The organism is Metamycoplasma subdolum (genome assembly GCF_033546815.1).
In the GTDB taxonomy this organism is placed as follows: domain Bacteria; phylum Bacillota_I; class Bacilli_A; order Mycoplasmatales; family Metamycoplasmataceae; genus Metamycoplasma; species Metamycoplasma subdolum.
In genome coordinates this window covers 548,733-567,570 of record NZ_CP137846.1, presented here as the reverse complement: position 1 = coordinate 567,570, position 18,838 = coordinate 548,733, and the positions used below count along the sequence as shown (strand labels likewise).

At 28.0% G+C, this 18,838-nt stretch carries 15 protein-coding genes; all 15 read left to right on the top strand.

The features are described 5' to 3' along the window. Nucleotides 1–124: 124 nt before the first annotated feature. A complete protein-coding gene (asnS, locus tag R9C05_RS02550) occupies nucleotides 125–1,474 on the top strand; it encodes an asparagine--tRNA ligase (protein ID WP_121940835.1) in 1,350 nt (449 codons plus the stop codon). Nucleotides 1,475–1,488: 14 nt separating this feature from the next. Next, the gene (locus tag R9C05_RS02545; RefSeq protein WP_121940834.1) at nucleotides 1,489–2,505 is read left to right on the top strand and encodes a glycosyltransferase; all 1,017 of its coding nucleotides are present in this window, start codon (nucleotides 1,489–1,491) and stop codon (nucleotides 2,503–2,505) included. Continuing rightward, complete coding sequence (locus R9C05_RS02540; RefSeq protein WP_121940833.1) at nucleotides 2,499–3,158, top strand: RDD family protein; 660 nt, start codon at nucleotides 2,499–2,501, stop codon at nucleotides 3,156–3,158. Before R9C05_RS02545 ends, R9C05_RS02540 begins: the two co-directional genes overlap by 7 nt. Before the next feature lie 276 nt (nucleotides 3,159–3,434). Beyond that, nucleotides 3,435–5,621, top strand: coding sequence for an ATP-dependent helicase (locus R9C05_RS02535; protein ID WP_121940832.1), 2,187 nt, complete (start codon nucleotides 3,435–3,437; stop codon nucleotides 5,619–5,621). Continuing rightward, the gene (locus tag R9C05_RS02530; protein WP_121940831.1) at nucleotides 5,614–7,185 is read left to right on the top strand and encodes an MHO_4530 family protein; all 1,572 of its coding nucleotides are present in this window, start codon (nucleotides 5,614–5,616) and stop codon (nucleotides 7,183–7,185) included. The genes R9C05_RS02535 and R9C05_RS02530 overlap by 8 nt, the downstream gene beginning before the upstream one ends. A gap of 37 nt (nucleotides 7,186–7,222) precedes the next feature. Continuing rightward, nucleotides 7,223–9,130 carry a M13 family metallopeptidase gene (locus R9C05_RS02525; RefSeq protein ID WP_121940830.1) on the top strand — a complete coding sequence of 636 codons (1,908 nt, stop codon included), beginning with the start codon at nucleotides 7,223–7,225 and terminating at the stop codon, nucleotides 9,128–9,130. A 286-nt stretch (nucleotides 9,131–9,416) separates the two neighbouring features. Beyond that, entirely contained in the window at nucleotides 9,417–9,929 is a 513-nt protein-coding gene (locus tag R9C05_RS02520) for a hypothetical protein (protein WP_121940829.1), read from the top strand. 12 nt (nucleotides 9,930–9,941) lie between these two features. After that, nucleotides 9,942–11,195, top strand: a complete 1,254-nt coding sequence (glyA, locus tag R9C05_RS02515; protein ID WP_121940828.1) for a serine hydroxymethyltransferase — start codon at nucleotides 9,942–9,944, stop codon at nucleotides 11,193–11,195. Nucleotides 11,196–11,207: 12 nt separating this feature from the next. Further along, nucleotides 11,208–11,498: a hypothetical protein gene (locus tag R9C05_RS02510; RefSeq protein WP_121940827.1), complete on the top strand. Its 291-nt coding sequence runs from the start codon at nucleotides 11,208–11,210 to the stop codon at nucleotides 11,496–11,498. Then, nucleotides 11,498–13,159 (top strand): DAK2 domain-containing protein, encoded by a 1,662-nt coding sequence (locus R9C05_RS02505; RefSeq protein WP_121940826.1) that lies wholly within the window; start codon nucleotides 11,498–11,500, stop codon nucleotides 13,157–13,159. Before R9C05_RS02510 ends, R9C05_RS02505 begins: the two co-directional genes overlap by 1 nt. 8 nt (nucleotides 13,160–13,167) lie before the next feature. Continuing rightward, nucleotides 13,168–14,169 carry a phosphate acyltransferase PlsX gene (plsX, locus tag R9C05_RS02500; RefSeq protein WP_121940825.1) on the top strand — a complete coding sequence of 334 codons (1,002 nt, stop codon included), beginning with the start codon at nucleotides 13,168–13,170 and terminating at the stop codon, nucleotides 14,167–14,169. Continuing rightward, the gene (gene rnc / locus R9C05_RS02495) at nucleotides 14,162–14,884 is read left to right on the top strand and encodes a ribonuclease III (RefSeq protein WP_121940824.1); all 723 of its coding nucleotides are present in this window, start codon (nucleotides 14,162–14,164) and stop codon (nucleotides 14,882–14,884) included. Before plsX ends, rnc begins: the two co-directional genes overlap by 8 nt. A 145-nt stretch (nucleotides 14,885–15,029) precedes the next feature. After that, entirely contained in the window at nucleotides 15,030–17,954 is a 2,925-nt protein-coding gene (locus tag R9C05_RS02490) for an SMC hinge domain-related protein (protein ID WP_121940823.1), read from the top strand. Nucleotides 17,955–17,969: 15 nt separating this feature from the next. Then, the gene (locus tag R9C05_RS02485; protein ID WP_121940822.1) at nucleotides 17,970–18,296 is read left to right on the top strand and encodes a hypothetical protein; all 327 of its coding nucleotides are present in this window, start codon (nucleotides 17,970–17,972) and stop codon (nucleotides 18,294–18,296) included. Nucleotides 18,297–18,447: 151 nt separating this feature from the next. Further along, the gene (locus R9C05_RS02480) at nucleotides 18,448–18,816 is read left to right on the top strand and encodes a virulence protein (RefSeq protein ID WP_121940821.1); all 369 of its coding nucleotides are present in this window, start codon (nucleotides 18,448–18,450) and stop codon (nucleotides 18,814–18,816) included. Nucleotides 18,817–18,838 lie beyond the last annotated feature (22 nt).

The following is an 18,838-nucleotide window of genomic DNA, read 5'->3' as shown; positions in this document are numbered from 1 at the left end:
ATTATATTAGATTTTATTAATTAATTTTTTATATTTAAAAGATATTTAATTGTCAAAATTTAAAAAAAATAACTAATTTAATAAATAACTTATAATTAAATAATTAATTAGAAAAGGTGGTTTTATGACAGTAAAACAGTTATTTGACAAACAAGATAACTTAAAGAATGACCAAAAATTTGCTTTCGAAGGTTGAGTAATCTCTAACCGTGGCAATAATAAACTACGCTTTTTAGTAGTGAACGATGGTTCAACTGTTAATAACTTACAAGTTGTTGTTAAAGGTGAAGAAGCAAATGAAAAATTCAAAATTGATGATATTAATTTAGGAACTTCAATCAAAATTGAAGGTATTTTAAAATTAACTCCAGAAGCGAAACAACCATTTGAACTTGTTGCCGATCAAGTTCAAATTATTAACTTAGCTGATAATGATTTTCCAATTCAAAAGAAAGAAATTACATTAGATTTTCTAAGAGAAATTCCACATCTTAGAGCAAAAACTGCAATTTTCAAAGCAGTTATGTTAGTTAGAAGTAGGCTAATGCTAGAAATTCATAATTACTTTCAAGAAAGAGGTTTTTTAAATATTTCAGCTCCAATTATTACTTCTAACGATGGCGAAGGGGCTGGTGAAACTTTAATTGTAAATGATGGGAGTAAAGACCTTTTCTTCAAACAAAAAGCATTTTTAGGAGTAACTGGTCAACTGCACGCAGAAGCATACGCTCAAGTATTTAAAAAAGTTTATACTTTTGCGCCAACTTTTAGAGCAGAAAATTCTCATACCTCAAGACATCTTGCAGAATTCTGAATGATGGAACCTGAAGTTGCATTTTGTAATTTAAAAGAAATAATTCATTTAGCAGACGATATGCTGAAAGCAGTTATCAAAAACACAATTAAAAAACAGGCAGCAGAAATTAAATATCTTGATGAACTTCAAGGTGGGAATCTTTTAGATACTCTTGATAAATTTTTATCAAAGGATTTAACTATACTTGAATATAAAAAAGCGATTGAAATTCTTAAAGAAAACAAAAAAGAATTTGAAGAACAAAATATTTACTTCGGTCTTGATTTAGCAAGCGAACATGAAAAATTTCTTGCTGAAAAAATAGTAAAAGGTCCAGTTGCGATTACAAACTTCCCAAAAGAAATTAAAGCTTTTTACATGTATCAAAATAAAGATAAAAAAACTGTTGCTGCCTTTGATTTATTAGCCCCAGGAATTGGTGAAATAATAGGTGGTTCTCAACGTGAAGAAAGTTATGACAAACTTGCAAAAAGACTTGCTGAATTAAAAATTAATCAAGAACCATTGCAATGATATTTAGATTTAAGAAGATTTGGCTATGTCGGTTCAAGCGGGTTCGGCCTTGGATTTGAAAGATTAGTTATGTATGTAACTGGAATTTCAAATATTCGAGATGTAATTCCGTTCCCAAGAGTTGCCGGAAGCATTAAAATGTAAAATAGGAGAGATTTATGGATCCAATTTATACTAACCCAATTTTGACTTTCATAGTTCCAGTTTATAAACCAACAAAAAATCTTGATTTAATTCTTTATAACTTGTTAAAACAAAAACATCAAAATTTTCACGTCATTATTGTTATTGATAAACCAAGTGACGAAGATTATGAAGCAATTGATAAATTTAAAAAGATTTTTGCTAATCGCTTAAAAATTATTATTAATACTGTTCATCAAAATATTGTGACTGCAATTAAACAAGCAACACCTTATATAAAAACAGAATACACACAAGTTTTTTACTCATATCTTCATATAAAAAGTGAATATACAATGCACCTTGAAAATTTCATCAATAATACCTCAACACATCCTGATTTTATTGAAGTTTCAGGATATTGCAGAGGAGTTGTTAAACATAACTTTTTTAGAGATAAGTTTAAAGAAGAAGTTGTTGTTGATTTATCAAAAGAGGTAAAAACTTATTCAATAGTTACTCCTTATCCATTTAATAAAATAATTAAATCTTCAATCTTTATTGATGTTTTTGATGAAATCAAAACAAGATTTAATAACTTACAATATTCAGTTATTTTTAATTATTTACCATTACTTAAATCTAAAACTTTCGCTTGAATCAAAAGAACTTGAATTGAAGATTGAAATGAAAGAATCATTTTATTTAATCCATTAATCATAAGCAAAGAGTGAGAATTTTTAGACCCAATAATTATGCAAGAAAACGTAGAAGTTCAAGAAGCGATGTTATTTGCAAAAACATTACATTTAACTTATTTTGCCGCAGGATATTTAGGTCAAACTAAAACCAAGAAAAATACTAATGAAGATAAATCAGTTAAATTAATGAAAAAGCAACTATTAACTATAGTTAATACATTCAAAGAAGAAAATAAAGAAGAGCTTAACAAGAATAGATATTTTAAACTAAATGAAGTTCAACTTTTAAGCGACAAAGATTTTCAAAACCCTTCAAATTGAGATTGGATTCTTAAAAACTTTACATGATAGTTAAACAAAATAAATTAGCTAATCCTTGAATTAGATTACTTGCTACAATAATTGACAATTTAATATTTTTGTCAATATTTTTAGCTGTAAGTTTTTTAGTATTTGACTATCAGAAAAGTACATATAGATTTTCTAAATATTTCTATTATTTATGACTTTCATCTGGAATCATTTTAATAATAATTAATCAAATAGTTTTACCTGTTTTTTTAAAAGGAAAATCCATCGGAATGCTAATTTGTAAAATACATGTTTTAAATCTTGAACATAGGCGAAGGTTTTCAAAAGCAGTATTTGATAGATCAAGGTTATTTGGCTTTCTATGACTTTGCATAATTTGTTTTTATGTTGTTTTAATTAGTCCAGAAACGTTTATTAAAATTTCACAAGTTGGATTTAAAAAAGAAGATCTAAACTTAGTACAAAAAATTTTCTTTGCTATTCCATTAACCCTAACTTCATTTGGTTTAATTGTTCAAGTGGTATTTGTTATTTCAAATTTTTCAACAAATCGTATTGGCTGAAATGATAAGTTTTCAAATACAAGAACAGTTTGAGACAATAAATTTGATGAGATTGAAGAAGATGATAATGTGCTAGAAAAAATTATCCCAATCAAAAGAGTGTTACCTAAAATCGAGTTTGAAAATTAAATGTTGCTTTAAAAATAAAGTAGCATTTTTTTTATTCAGTAATTCAACAAATTCTACCCAAATTGAGTATATGCTAAAACATTAATAAATTTTAAATTTTGAGACTTTCAATGTTGATAAAATTTCCAAAAAATTCCTTTAATATTGAGCAAAATTGAAAATTTTTGAGTTTTTCAAATTCTCAAAATTTCCTCATTTTCTTCTTTAATATTATAAATATACTATAATTTAAAATAGTGCTAGTAAAGCAATTTTTAATTATGTAAGGGGGAGACAATGGATATTAATTTAGATACATTAAATTTAAAACAAAAAGATGCTGTTGTCGAAACCGAAGGACCCATTAGAATTATTGCTGGTGCTGGTAGTGGTAAGACCAGAGTTTTAACCTATAAAGTTGCATACTTAATTAAAAATAATCACGTGAATCCTTCTGAAATTTTAGCTTTGACTTTTTCTAATAAAGCGGCAAATGAAATGAAACAGAGGGTGCAAAGATTGCTTGATTTTGTTGGAAAAAACACACCAATAATTTCAACCTTTCATTCAATGTGTTCAAAAATTTTAAGACAAGAAATTCATAATTTTAATTATCCAAATGACTTTCAAATTGTTGATGAACTTGACCAAAAAGAAGTGCTTAGAGTTGTTTATAATGAGCTTGGAATTAATCAAACTCAATATACTTTTGCATCAATAATTTCATATATCCAAAATCAAAAAAATGATTTAAAAACTCCACAAGATTTATTAAAAGATGAAGAAACTAAAGATGATATTAGAGCAAAAATTTATCAATATTATCAAGCACATTTAGATAAAGCACATACACTTGATTTTGACGATTTATTATTGTTTGTTTATAAATTATTTTATGAACCTAAATTTGCAAATGTTGCCAAAAAATGAGAAAGTAAATTTAAATATATTTTAGTTGATGAATTTCAAGATACAAGTTGACTTCAATACAAAATAGTTAAAAAACTTGCAAAAAAATGAAACAACATTACTATTGTTGGTGACCCTGACCAAACAATTTATTCTTGAAGAAATGCTGATATTAACATTATCATGAATTTTGATAAAGATTTTGTTGGAACAAAAACTATTAAACTTGAACAAAATTACCGTTCAACCAAAAAAATATTAACAGCAGCAAACAATTTAATTAGCAAAAACAAAATTAGGTTAGATAAAAAACTTTTCACCGAAAATGAAGAAGGCGAAGATATTGAATTTTTCTGTGGTTTCAGTGATGAAGCAGAGGCTAGATGAATTGCTCAAAAAATAAGTGAATTAAAACGCAATAGAGTTCAATTAAAAAATATAGCAATCTTATTTAGAATTAATAGTTATTCTCGTGCTATTGAAGAAGCTCTAATTAAAGAAAACACTATTTATAAACTATTTGGTTCAATTAAATTCTATCAACGGGAAGAAATTAAAGATGCGTTAGCGTATCTTAGAGTAATTCATGATGGCTCAGAAATTTCTCTTTTAAGAATTATTAATAAACCAAGCAGAAAAATTGGTGATAGCACAATTGAAAAGCTATTAAAATATGCTGCAAGTTTAAAAATGGATTTATTTACATGTTTGCAAACTAAATTTAAAGAAATACAAATAAATTTGAAATTGTCAAATACAATTTTGAAAAATTTAGCTGAGTTAATAAATAATATTCGCTGAGCAAAAAGAGCGTTGCAAATTAATCCGATTCACTCAACTTTAAAAGAGTTGATTATTAACCGTATAGGTTATTTTGAAGAAATAAAATCATCAGAAGAAGAATATGAAGTTAGAATGGAAAACTTCTTATCTTTAATATCTGCTATTGAAGAATGAGAAAAGAAAAATCTTCACGGCACTATTGATGAATATTTACAAGAAATCACTTTAATTACTGACCGTGATGTTGAAGATGATGCGGCAAGTTACGTTTCTTTAATGACAGTGCATAATGCGAAAGGGCTTGAATTTGATTATGTTTTTGTAGCAGGACTTGCTGAAAATATTTTTCCATTAAGAAGAGCAATTATTTTAAACCCTATGAAAGATTTTAGTTATATTTCAAAAAATATAAGGGAACCAGAAAATATTGAAGCATTAGAAGAAGAGAGAAGACTTGCTTATGTTGCATTAACAAGAACCAAACAAAAACTTTTTCTTTCTTTTTCAGTAGGGCAAAATCAAAAAATGAAAAATTCTCGTTTCTTAAAAGAAGCTAAAATTAAAGAAACAAGTGTTGTTTCAATTGCAAAAAACTTTACTTTAGGTAAAGAAATAAATAAAAATGATAATTTAATTGTTGGAGATTATATAGCACACCAAACTTTTGGCAAAGGTGTCATTTTAAATCTTAGTGGAAGAATTTTAGAGATAAAATTTCTTGAAGATAAAAAAGTGAGAAAAATTGATAGACTACATCCTGCAATAAAAAAATGAGAGGAAAGTGATGTCTAATAATATAAAATACGCTTTCATTGTTCTTGGATTAATATTAATACTGTTAATCTTTTTTATCATTAACTTTATTACTGAAAGTGTAAATAAAGTGCTTTATCGTGAAAGTAAAATTGGTGCATTAAGTTTTGAACTTGATTATAGTAAAAAAAGAATTCGTTTACTTGGAAATAGAAACTTAAATATTCAATATATTCCTTCCTTTTTAAGAGAAAAGAAAGTCACAAGTGGTAAGTGAGAACCTATTGAATTATTTATAACTTTATTTACTAAAACTACTCAACATAGAATGCAACATTATTTGAATAATGAAAATGAAAAGAAAATTTATGAACTAAATGTTAAGGTAGTTGATGATTTTCAAGCAAATCCAAATATGAAGTTTAGATTGAACATTAACCCCAAGAATGAAGAAAATAAATACATTATTAACTTTTCATGAAGTTACCATTTTTCAGTTCTTTCAAAAATTTTTAAGAAGATTTATTTAAATTGAGAATTTAATATTTTGAAGCAAAATTTAACTGGTCTTTTCATTGCAACAGATGATCGTTATTTAGTTTCCACAGCAAACTTAATAAGTGAAATTGCGGCATTAATTCCTGATAGATTAAAAGGTCATGTTTTCTTAATGAAGAAAGGTACAAATATATTAATTTTTGTATCAAATACTGGAACATGCAATGAAAATAAAAATAAAAAAATATTTAAGTCAATTATTAAAAATTCATTGAATAACGCAAAGTATATAAAAAACGTTTTTGTTCTTGATAAAAGCTGTTTTTTGGAATTAGATGAAAAGCAAATGGATGTATTAACAAACTATTTAAACTTGAATCAAAAACCTTCTGAAAATGAAGTTGAAATTATTGAACCTTCAATTTTTAAAGAAAAGAATTTTGAAATTTTTCTGAGAAGTTATCAACATGATTTCGATCTAATTCACAACGATAATTTCAGCATAGAAATTAATGACATTAAAGAAATTTCTGGCTCAAATAGTGATGAAAAAATAATAAAACTTAAACCCTTAATTGAGTTTAGTTCAAGTGAAGAAATTAAAAGAAACTTCTTTTACCCACAACTAATTAAAAAGTTTTATACAAGCGTTGAAAGATTTAGAACTTCAAATTCTATATTAATAATTCCTGATTATATTTTTAGTTGAATCAGCAACGATTTAATTTTCAAATCAACTCAAATAAGTCCAACACTAACTCCAGGGATTGAAATAACTAATAGTAGAAATTTAGAATATATCAGACATAAAATTTCTCATCTAAACTCTTTAAATATTGATGTAACTATCAAAATAAATTACATTGATAGTAGCATAATAAAATATTTAACTGAGCTTAAAATAAATTACTTAATCATTGATGAAAAGTTTGCTGAAAATTTAAACAATAGCCACAACATAATTTTCTTGAATTTATTAATCGGTGCTCTTAAAAATACTAATATTACTTTGATTTTTGAAAAACTTGATTTGAAAAGATTCAAGCCAATCTTAACAAGCAAATATGACAAGATTTTATATACAATAGATAAACACAATCTCTAAAATGTTAAAATTTTTAAAAGTATATTAAAGGAAAAATATGAATAAAAAATTAATTAAAAAAGACTTCTTTGAAGCAGTCAACGGTGTATGACTAAAAAATGCAAAAATTCCTGAACATCAAATTGGTTGAGGTTCATTTTATCAATTAGGTGAAAGAATAACAAGACTTAAAAAATCTTTATTAAATAAATGATGCGAAGACCAAAGTGATATTAAAAATGAACCAATCTTAAAAGAAATGATCAAGTTTTATAAAATTGTCAAAAATTGACAACAAAGAAGAATTGATGGTGTCAAACCAATTTATAAATTCTTAGATTTAGTTTCAAACATAAATTCATGAAAAGATTTTGAAAACAATTTTGATACCTTAACTACTTATGGCTTTGATAGCATTTTAAACTTTGGCATCAACCAAGACTTCAAAGACAATTCTCTTCAAGTTTTATGACTTGACGATGGGCCAACAATTCTTCCTGAAAAAGGCGACTACCAAAATGAAGAAAAGAAAAAACCATTACTAGCAGTTTGATCTTCAATGGTTAAAAAACTTTTAGTCAAAATTATTAAAGATGAAAATAAAGCAGATGATTTAATTAAAAAAGCACTTGAATATGATGAATTAATTGCAAAATTTGTAAAATCTGCTGTTGAAAAAGCAAATTATATTGAATCATATAATGTTTACGAAGTTGAAAAAATAAATAACCAAAAATTTGTTAACATTAGCAAAATTATTAATGACTTAATTGGCACAAATGTTGAAAAAGTAGTTGTAGTTAATCCTAAGTTTGTAGAAGCTTTACCTACATTAATTAATGAAAATACTTTTGAAATGTTTAAAGCACATTTATTTATAAGATCAATGCTTACAATGACTGGATTCTTAGATAATTCAACAAGGAAAATTGCTGCTGAATATAGAATGGCAATAGCAGGACTTAAAAAACCATATGCGAAAGAAAGAGTAGCAATTGAAACAACACTTTCAACATTTTCAATGCCATTTGGAATTTATTATGGTAAAACATACTTCGGAAAAGAAGCAAAAGCTGATGTTGAAAGAATGGTGCAAAAATTTATAAAAATTTATAAAACAAGATTGCAAAACAATAATTGACTTTCAGAAGCAACAAAAGAAAAGGCAATTTTAAAATTAAGTAAACTTGGTGTTCATGTTGGATATCCAACTGAAATGAGAGATTATTACAATGATCTTAAAGTGAAAGAGTATGAAGACTCAGGCCTTGATTTATTGTCAAATGCAATGGAATTTAGAAAAATTGTAAATAAATATTACATGAAACAATATATGCAACCAGTAAATAAAAATTTATGATCAATGAGTCCTGCTACAGTTAATGCATACTTTGCTGCAGAACACAATCACATAGTCTTTCCAGCAGCAATTTTAAATCCTCCATTTTATAGTACAAAATATTCTTCATCAAAAAATTACGGTGGAATTGGAACAGTTATTGCTCACGAAATTAGTCATGCTTTTGATAATAATGGTGCTAAATTTGATGAAACAGGAAAAATGGCAAATTGATGAACTGATGAAGACAAACAAAATTTTGAATCTAAAACACAAGCAATGATTGACTTATTTGAAGGCAAAGAAACCGAATTTGGAAAATGTAATGGAAAATTAACTGTTTCAGAAAACATTGCTGATGCTGGTGGAGTTTCATGTGCACTCGAAGCAGCCAAATCAGAACCTGACTTTTCAGCAAAAGACTTTTATATTAATTTTGCGACAATTTGAAGAGCAAAATATAGAAAACAATTTGCAGAATATTTATTAAGAGTTGATGTTCATGCTCCTGCAAAATTAAGAGCTAATATCCAAATAATGAACTCAGATGATTTCTACACTACTTTCGATATTACTAAAAAAGATGGCATGTATTTACCTTTAGAAAAACGTGTAAAAATTTGATAATTTAACGTAAACTTTTAAGCACTTTAATAGTGCTTTTTTGTTTGTTTTAAATATAGTTACAAATTTCTAAAAAATACCTTAAATAAAGTAAAAAATTCAAAATCAAATATCAATAAAACTCAATATTCTTTCAATATCTTAAAAAACTAATTTTTAACATCAAATTATCATCCTAAAATTTGGAATTTCTTACATAAAAATTTAATAACCAAGACAAATTAAGCCATTTTTATTATTTATTGTTAAAATTTAATAATATATTTATTTAATAAATAGAGGTTTTAATATGTCAAATAGAAAATGAAAAAACCGCACATATAATGTCGAAACTTTAAAAGACGAGCAACCAAAAAAACGCCGTGAGTTAAGCAAAACTTGGAAAATTTGTTTAATCGCTTTATTCTTAATTGCTATTCCTTCATTTTTAGTTTTTGTACTTTTTGGAAAAGATGGGTGAGTAATCCCTGCTACAAAAAATCTTTCTCTTGGTGCATTATTCGGCATGGCTATTGGACTTTTGGCAGTTCAAATTGCTGTAATTGCTGCTTTAATTTGAGGCTTTAAAGTCATTCCATGAGATTCAACTTTAATGTTAATTCCGATTGCATTTTCAATGGTCTCATTCATTGTTTCATCTGGTGCTTCTGCATGATATATTAGAGTTTTACCAGCAGTTGCGTTAGCATTTTTAGCAGTAATACTATTTGCAATCAAATCAGCAGTTGAGAAAAAAGTAACAAAAAAACAACAAGAAAAACAACAAGCTTATGATCGGATCAATAAATCACTTTTAGATTAAGAGGGTAACAATATGTATAAAAAAATAAATCTTAAAGATCAAGAACTTGCTCAATATATAAACGAAGAAAATAAAAGACAAGAAGAGCACATTGAACTTATCGCATCAGAAAATTATGTTTCTGAAGAAGTCATTAACGCACTTGGAACATGTTTAACTAATAAATATGGTGAAGGATATCCAGGAAATAGATATTATGGCGGATGTTTATGAGTTGATGAAATTGAAAAACTTGCTCAAAAAAGAGCGTGTGAACTTTTTGGGGCAAAATTTGCTAACGTTCAACCATATTCAGGATCAGTTGCAAACGCTGAAGTTTTTATGTCATTATTAAAACCTGGTGAAAAAGTTTTGGGTCTATCTTTAGATAGCGGTGGTCACTTATCACATGGATATAAAATTTCATTTAGTGGAATTTTTTATGAATCACATACTTATACCGTTAATAAAGATGGAATTTTAGACTATGATGAAATTAGAAAAATCGCTCTTCAAGTTAAACCTAAAATGATAATCTGTGGATTTTCAGCTTATTCTCAACTAATTGATTTTAAAAAATTTAGAGAAATCGCTGATGAAGTTGGAGCTTATTTATTTGCAGACATTTCACATATTTCAGGTTTAGTTATTGCTAATTTACATCCACATCCATTTCCACATGCTCATGTTGTAATGACTACAACACATAAAACTTTAAGAGGAACTCGTGGTGCGATTATTTTAACTAATGATGAAGAAATTTATAAAAAAATAAATCGTTCAGTCTTTCCCGGCTATCAAGGTGGCCCTTTGTTTCATCAAATCGCTGGAAAAGCAGCCGCTTTTTATGAAGCTTTACAACCTGAGTTCAAAGAATACCAAAAGAGAGTACTTGAAAATTCAAAAGCTTTTTGTAATGAATTTATGGAAAAAGGTGTTAAAGTTATTTCAGGTTTAACTCAAAATCACTTATTTATTATTAACACTAAAGAAAGTTATGGGTTAACTGGCAAAGAATGTGAACTTTTATTAGCAAAATTAAATATAACAATTAATAAAAATGCTTTACCTTTTGATACAGAAAGTCCAACTGTTACAAGCGGTATTAGACTTGGATCAGCAGCGATGACAAGCCGTGGATTTACAACAGTAGAGTTTAAACTTTTAGCTAACTTAATTCACCAAGCTTTAAAAAATCCTAATTCAGAAGATTTATATAAAATTATTAAAAAAGAAGTTGCAAAACTTACACACGACTTTCCAATTAAAAGACAATATATAAAATAAATACGAGGCAAAATGAAATTAGCAGAAATTAAACAAATAATCGAACAAATTTTGATGACAATTCCAGGAATTGTTGCTTTAAAAACTAGAAATGAGACCGGCGAAGATCTTGATGGTCAAGCTTGCGTAACTTTCTTTGAAAACAATAATAATATTGTTGATATTAAACTAGGTTTAATTTTACTTTCAAATGCCTCTGCTAAATCAATTGTTGAAACAGCACATAAAACTATTACGTTTCAATTAAAAAAATTAAACATTTCATTAGGTAATTTATCTGTAACTATTAGAGGAACAAAATAATGCAAAAACTTAACGGAAGAGAATGAAAAAACCTGATTATTTCTGCCGCAAATAATTTGGAAAACCATAAAAATGCCATTAATGCATTAAATGTTTTCCCAGTACCCGATGGTGATACAGGCTCAAATATGGCGGCAACAATTTCTGCTGCAAAAGAAGCTATTAAAAATCAAGATGTATCTCATATTGGTGAACTTTCAAAAATAATCAGTCAAAATATGCTTTTAAGTGCAAGAGGCAACTCTGGCGTTATTTTGTCTCAAATTTTCAAAGGATTTACATTATCTTTTGCAAGCAAGCAAGAAATTACTTCATTTGATTTAGTTCAAGCTTTTGAAGAAGCAGCTAAATCTGCTTATAAAGCAGTTATGAAACCAATTGAAGGAACAATTCTAACTGTTATTCGTGAAGTAAGTGAAAACCTTAAAGATGCAGTTGTTGTTGATAATACTTTTGCCGAAGTATTAGAACTTGCAGTGAATTTTGCACGCCAAAGTTGTGACAAAACACCACAACTTCTTAAAGTTTTAAGAGAAGTTGGGGTTACAGATTCAGGTGGAGAAGGATTATTTTATATTCTTGAAGGTATGCGAATGTATCTTGAAGGAAGCCCTGCAAAACTTACTGAAAGTGAATCAACAATTTCAACTTTTATTTCTGATAGCGAAGTATTTACTGGCGAATTTGGATATTGCACTGAATTTATCTTAGAAATTGAAAAACCGAAAAAGTTTGACAAAGACTCACTTGTTAAAAAACTTGAAAAAATGGGTTCAAGCATGGTTGTTGTTCATGATGGGTCTTTATTTAAAGTTCATATTCACACTACTAAACCTGGTGATGTTTTAAATGCAGCAAATGGACTTGGTCAATTTATTAGAATTAAAATTGATAACATGACCGTTCAAGCAAATAATAGTAAAGAAAATAATCAAAAACTTCACAGTAAAAACGGAAACGGCAACGGAAACGGCAACGGAAACGGCTCACCTAAATTAGTCAATGGTTCTTCTTTAATTTCATGCAACACTGGAAGCGGGATTATTCAACTTATGAAAGATAATAATGTTGATTATGTTATTGAAGGTGGTCAAACTAATAATCCTTCAACTCAAGATATTGTTCAAGCAATTGAATCTGTTGGAACAAAAACAGTGTTTATTCTGCCTAACAATTCAAACATAACATTATCTGCTCAACAAGCCGCTACTTTATTTAAAGGTAAAAAAGAAATTGTTATTTTGCCCACAAAATCTCAAGCTCAAGCACTTGGTGTTGCATTAATGTTTAATAAAGAAAATTCAGTTCAAGAAAACAAAACTTTGATGAATGATGCTATCAAAAACATGCGTTATGGAGAGATCGCTCCATCAATAAAAGACACCAAAATTAATGGTATAAAAATAAAAGAAGGCGACTTTATGGTTATAGCAGATGGTAAGATTGTTGACACTGCCAAAACCAACATTCAAGCAGCAAAATTATTAATTGACGAAATTATGAATGACGACACTCAAATTATTAATATTTTTTATGGTCAAGAAGTCTTTAAAACAGAGGCTGAAGAACTTCAAGAATATATTCAAAGTACTTTTGATGTTGAGGTTGAAATTTATGACAGTGGTCAAGCGATTTATCCTTATTTAATCAGTGCAGAATAGAGGTTGTAGTGAAGAAAATTGTTGTTGATTTATTAAATAATGATGGCGGTGAAGAAGCTTTAATTGAAGCAAGTTTAAAGTTTGCTTTTGAAAACAAAGACTATTTTTTATACCTTGTTGGACATGAAGAATTAATTAAAAAGATAAACACAAAAAAAGTTGGAAATATTCAAATTTTTAACTCAACAAATTTAATTCACATTGAGTCAAGCCCACGAGAAGTTTTAAGGCAAGAGAGCTCAATGCTAGAAGCATTCAATGTTTTGAAAAATGAAGATGCTGATGCAATAATTTCGAGTGGCGATAGTGGTGCTTTTACTAGTCTTTCATTTTTCAAAATTGAACGTTTACACCCTGAAATTAAACCTGCATTTATGCCGGTCATGGCAACAGTAAACGAAGGTCAAAAGATGCTTCTTTTAGATGCTGGTGCAAACTTAGATGTTACTAGTGAAACATTAATTAATTGAGCAAAAATTGCAACTTTGTATTACAAACTTTTAATTGAAAATAAAGAAAAAATCACAGTTGGGCTTTTAAATATTGGAAGCGAAGATTACAAAGGAAGTTTGTTAAATCAAGAAACAAATAAAAATTTTAAAATTTCAAAAAATAACTTTATTTATGAAGGATTTCTAGAACCGGATGATGCAATAAAAGGCAAAGTTGATATTGTTGTAACAAATGGGATTAGTGGAAATATTTTTCTCAAAACAATGGAATCATCTTTCTTGAATGTTCTTAAATTACTAAAAGGAATTTTTTATAAAAATCTTAAAAATAAATTCGCAGCATTGCTTCTAAAAAAAGATTTGAAAAAATTCAAAGAACGTTATGATTATCGCAATACTGGTGGAGCTTATATAGCCGGCCTAAATAAGGTTGTTGTTAAAGCCCATGGATCAAGTGATTCACTTGCATTTTATTCAGCTCTTCAACAAGTAAAAAATGCAATTGAAAAGAACTTAACCGAAGTTCTGAAAAAAGAAATAGAGGCGTGAAATGACTAGCAAAAATAGTGAATGGCTTTCTAATGTTAGAGATTGAATAAAAAAATATATTAATCTCAATTTTACTGAAGAACAATTTTTATTAATTCAGCAAGCTTTGACTCATAGTTCATATTGCCACGGCAAAAAAAATTGCAAAGATTATCAAATGCTTGAATTTTTAGGCGATGCAATTTTAGACTTTTATGTTTCTGATTTTATTTACTCACAATTTAACTTAAATGAAGGTGAAGCAACTGAAGTTAGAAAGTCTTTAGTAAGTAATAAACACCTTTCACAATGTGGCGAAGAACTTCAAATCTTAGACATAATTGCTACTGGAAAAAATGCATTTATTAACGGATTAAACAGTCACGTTTTATCATCTCATATTGAGGCAATAATTGGTGCAATTTATTTAGCTTTTGATGATAGGCAAATTGGATTTCATACCAAAAGATTTATTAAAAAATTCATCATTCAAGATATTAAAAAAATTAGACCTGATAGCTTAACAAATTACAAGTCAATTTTTCAAGAACACATGCAATCAAATTTCAAAAATTCAACCATCAAATATATTGCTGAAGAACTTGTTGACAAGCCTAGCGAAGAACGGTTTTTTGTCAAAGTTATGGTCAATACTGAAGTGTATGGTGAAGGCTTTGGAAGAACAAAAAAAGAAGCAGAACAAAATGCTGCAAAATCTGCACTTAGCAAAATAGCGAGCGATTAAACAAGGTTAAAATCTTGTTTTTATTTTGCTTCTTTTTTAATATTAAAAAAGATTAAAAACTATAAATAAAATTAAAAAAATCTTTTACTTTTAGAATATCAAACACCTTATAATTTATTAATGACTTTTAATTGAAAGGAAGAAAATGAAATTAATTCAAGTTGAAGCTCATGGATTTAAATCATTTGCCGATAAAGTAACTTTAAAATTTGATGGTGGAGTTGCTGCAATCATTGGACCAAATGGTTCTGGAAAATCCAATATAAACGATGCTATCAAATGAGTTTTAGGTGAAACTTCATCTAAAGCTTTACGTGGTGATAGTATGGAAGATATCATCTTTGCTGGTTCAAAAACTGAACAGCCAATGGATAGAGCGGAAGTAATTTTAACTTTTGATAACAAAGATAGAGAAGTTTCAATTCCTCATGATTATTTCACCATTTCGCGTGTTTTAACTCGTGGAAAAGGTGCAAACGAGTATTACATTAATGGTGAAGAAGCAAGAGCAAAAGATATTAAAGAAATTGCAATGATGTCAGGTATTTCTAAATCATCACTTGCTATTATTAGTCAAGGAACTATCTCAGGAATTGCTGAAGCTACTCCAGAACAAAGACGTGATATTTTTGAAGAAGCTAGTGGTACAAGCATGTATCGCTCAAGAAAAATAGAAGTACAAAGAAAACTTGAAAGAACTGAAGAATCATTGGGTCGTGCGACCGTATTATTAAATGAACTCGAAAGACAACTTGGACCTTTAAGAAGACAAGCAGAAAAAGCAAAAACTTATCTTGAATACAAAGAACAACTTAAAGACATTGAAGTTTCACTTTTAGTTCATGATCAAATTAATTACGCTGAAAGATTAAAAGATTTAACTAGCGAAGTTAATGAATATGAAATCACAAACCAAGATATAACTTCAAGAATTAAAGCACTTACAACATCAGCTGAAATTAAGACTGAAGCAATGAATGAATCAAACAAAATGGTTCAAGAGCTTAATGCTAAAATTGATAAAATTAAAACTGAAATTCAATCTATCGAAATTAGATCAGCTGCTGTTGAAAAACAACGTTCACTTGTTCTTTCAGGCCAAATAAAAGCAACAACCGAAGCAAAGATTGAAAGTTTAAAAGAAATACTTAGCGAACTTAATGAAAAAATTGTTTCATTTAAAAAATACATCAGTGATAAAACTGCACTTATTAATGAATTAAATGAAAAAAGTATTACATTTAGTACCCAAACATCAAAACTTAACAGTATGCTTGGTGAAAAACATGACAAACTTTCAAAAGTTCGTTCAAAAATTGAAGTTATTTTAGAAGCACAAGAAAGTAAAACTAATATTTCAAAAGGAACCAAAAATATTGTTGAAAATGCTCACCTTTTCAAAGGATATAAAGCACTTGTTAGCCAAATAATTAATGTTGAACCACAATATGCAATCGCAATTGAAACCGTTTTAGCTAACGCGGTTCAACATATCGTTGTTGATAATTCAGATACTGCTGTTAAAGCAATTGAATTCTTAAAACAAAACAATGGTGGTAGAGCAACTTTCATTCCTCTAAGTTCAATTAATCCTAAATTTATTAATGAGCAACACATTGTCGTAGCACAAACTCAAAAAGGATTTTTAGGCGTAGCTAGCGAACTTGTTCAAGTTGATAAAGAATTTACTGTTTTAAAAAGATTCTTACTTGGAAATATTTTAGTAAGTGATAATATTGAAAACGCAAATAAGCTTTCACAATTACTTGAAAAGAAATACATGGTTGTAACTCTTGAAGGTGACATAATTAGACCTGGCGGAGTTATGGTTGGTGGACAAGCTCAACATACAACTTCAACATTTGGACTTGAAGAGCAAGTTAAAAAACTTCAAGAAATTGTTCCTCTTTTAGAAGAAGAAATTGAAAAAATCAGAGTTGCTAAAGCAAAAATTGAACATGATCAAAAAGAAGTTATTAATTTAACCTCAAACTATACTTTAGAAAAAAGTAACTTTGAATCTTTATTAAAAGAAGCACAAACAAAATTTGATGATTACATGATTCAATATACTCAACTTTCTGATGAAAAAATTGAACTTGAATCAAACATTGATTTTGCTTCATCAATTAATAAATTAATTACTGATAAATCAAACCTTGAAGCAAATTTAAGAACTCAACAAAACATTTATCAAGAAACTTCAAATTCATACTATGAAATAATTAGACAAAAATCAGACTTGGAAGCACAAGCACGTGAAATCTTAAGTAATTCAAAATTAAAATATGCTGAAAAGGCAACTTGTGAAGCTAAAGTTGAAGAAGCAAAAAGAAGACTTGCTGAAGAATATAACATGATTTTAGAAACAGCAATGCAATATTACAATCCAGATGCTGATGTTTCAGGAGCTAGAGTTCTTGTAAATCAAATTAGACAAGAAATAAGACAACTTGGGCATGTTAATGTTGATGCTATTCAAGAACTTGAAGAAGTTCAAAACAAATATAATGATCATAAAAAACAAACTGATGACATTATTAAGGCTAAGGAAATTTTTGAACAAGCAATTGCTGAAATGGATAAAATTATTGTTCAAAGAATTACTGAAACTGTTAACCTTGTTAATAATGAATTTAGATTTGTATTTCAAAAAATGTTCGGTGGAGGTATGGCAGAAATTAGATATACCGACCCAGAAAATATTCTTGAAACAGGAATTGATGTTATTGCTCAACCTCCTGGCAAATCAGTTAAAAATCTTAAACTATTTTCAGGTGGTGAAAAGGCTCTTATTGCAATTAGTTTACTATTCTCAATTTTAAAAGCAAAACCTCTTCCTCTATGTATTTTGGATGAGGTTGAAGCAGCACTTGACGAAGCCAATGTTATTCGTTTTGCACAGTTTTTACAAAGCCTAAAAAAAGACACTCAATTCATCGTTATTACCCACCGTCAAGGAACAATGGAAAGAGTTGACAAACTATATGGTGCAACCATGCAAAAACGTGGTGTTACAACTTTCTTCTCAGTTAATTTAGCAGATGCTAAGAAACTTATTGAAAACTAAAAAGGAACTTGTATAATGAACAAAATTAAAAAAATTACTCTTGCTTTATTTGCAATTTCAAGTTTAACAATTATACCCGCTCTTGCTATTTCATGTAAGCCAAAAGAAGAAAGAAAACTTGACAAAGCACTGAAAGAAAATAGAAAACAAAGAGAAGAATTTCATAAAAGAAACCCAGACCAACCTGTTGGTTATGTAGAGTTTGAAAAATTAGTTAGAGATAGCATTCAAGCTGAATTGAAAGTTAATCCAAATAATAAACTTGAAATTTATGCAAAGTGAACAAAAAATGTTGAAATTTCAACTAATTCAATCAAACAAACATTACAAGAATATCAATAAAATTAATCAAAATTTAATAATCAAAATAAGTCATAAATGGCTTATTTTTATTTTGTTTAAAAAATACATTTTGAAATTATTCTTTTCTCTGGCTTATAATTAAATTAACACCTAGCAAATTTTTCACAAATTAATAATCGAAAGGAAGTTTATGTACGGACTTGTTTTTTATTTAAACAAAGCTGAGCTTAAAAAAGCATATGGTGAAGAAAAAAACTATCACGACGCTTATGAAGAAATTCGTGATGTTTTGAGACACTATGGATTCCATTGACTTTCAAATAGTTTCTATTTTTCAAGATCAATTAATTCCATGACTCAGATTTTTCTAGCGACAAGGCATCTTAAAAAAATTGATTTTTTCACTTCTTCTTTAGTATCTTTACATGTTTTCAGAATGTCAGATTTATCCAATTTTACTGAATACATTATTGAAGATCACAATCCTAAAAAAATGGATGAAGAAGAATTTGATGTCGATATAGAAAAAGGAAAAACCAAAAAAAGAGGAAAAAAATAAACAGGAGTAATCCTGTTTTTTA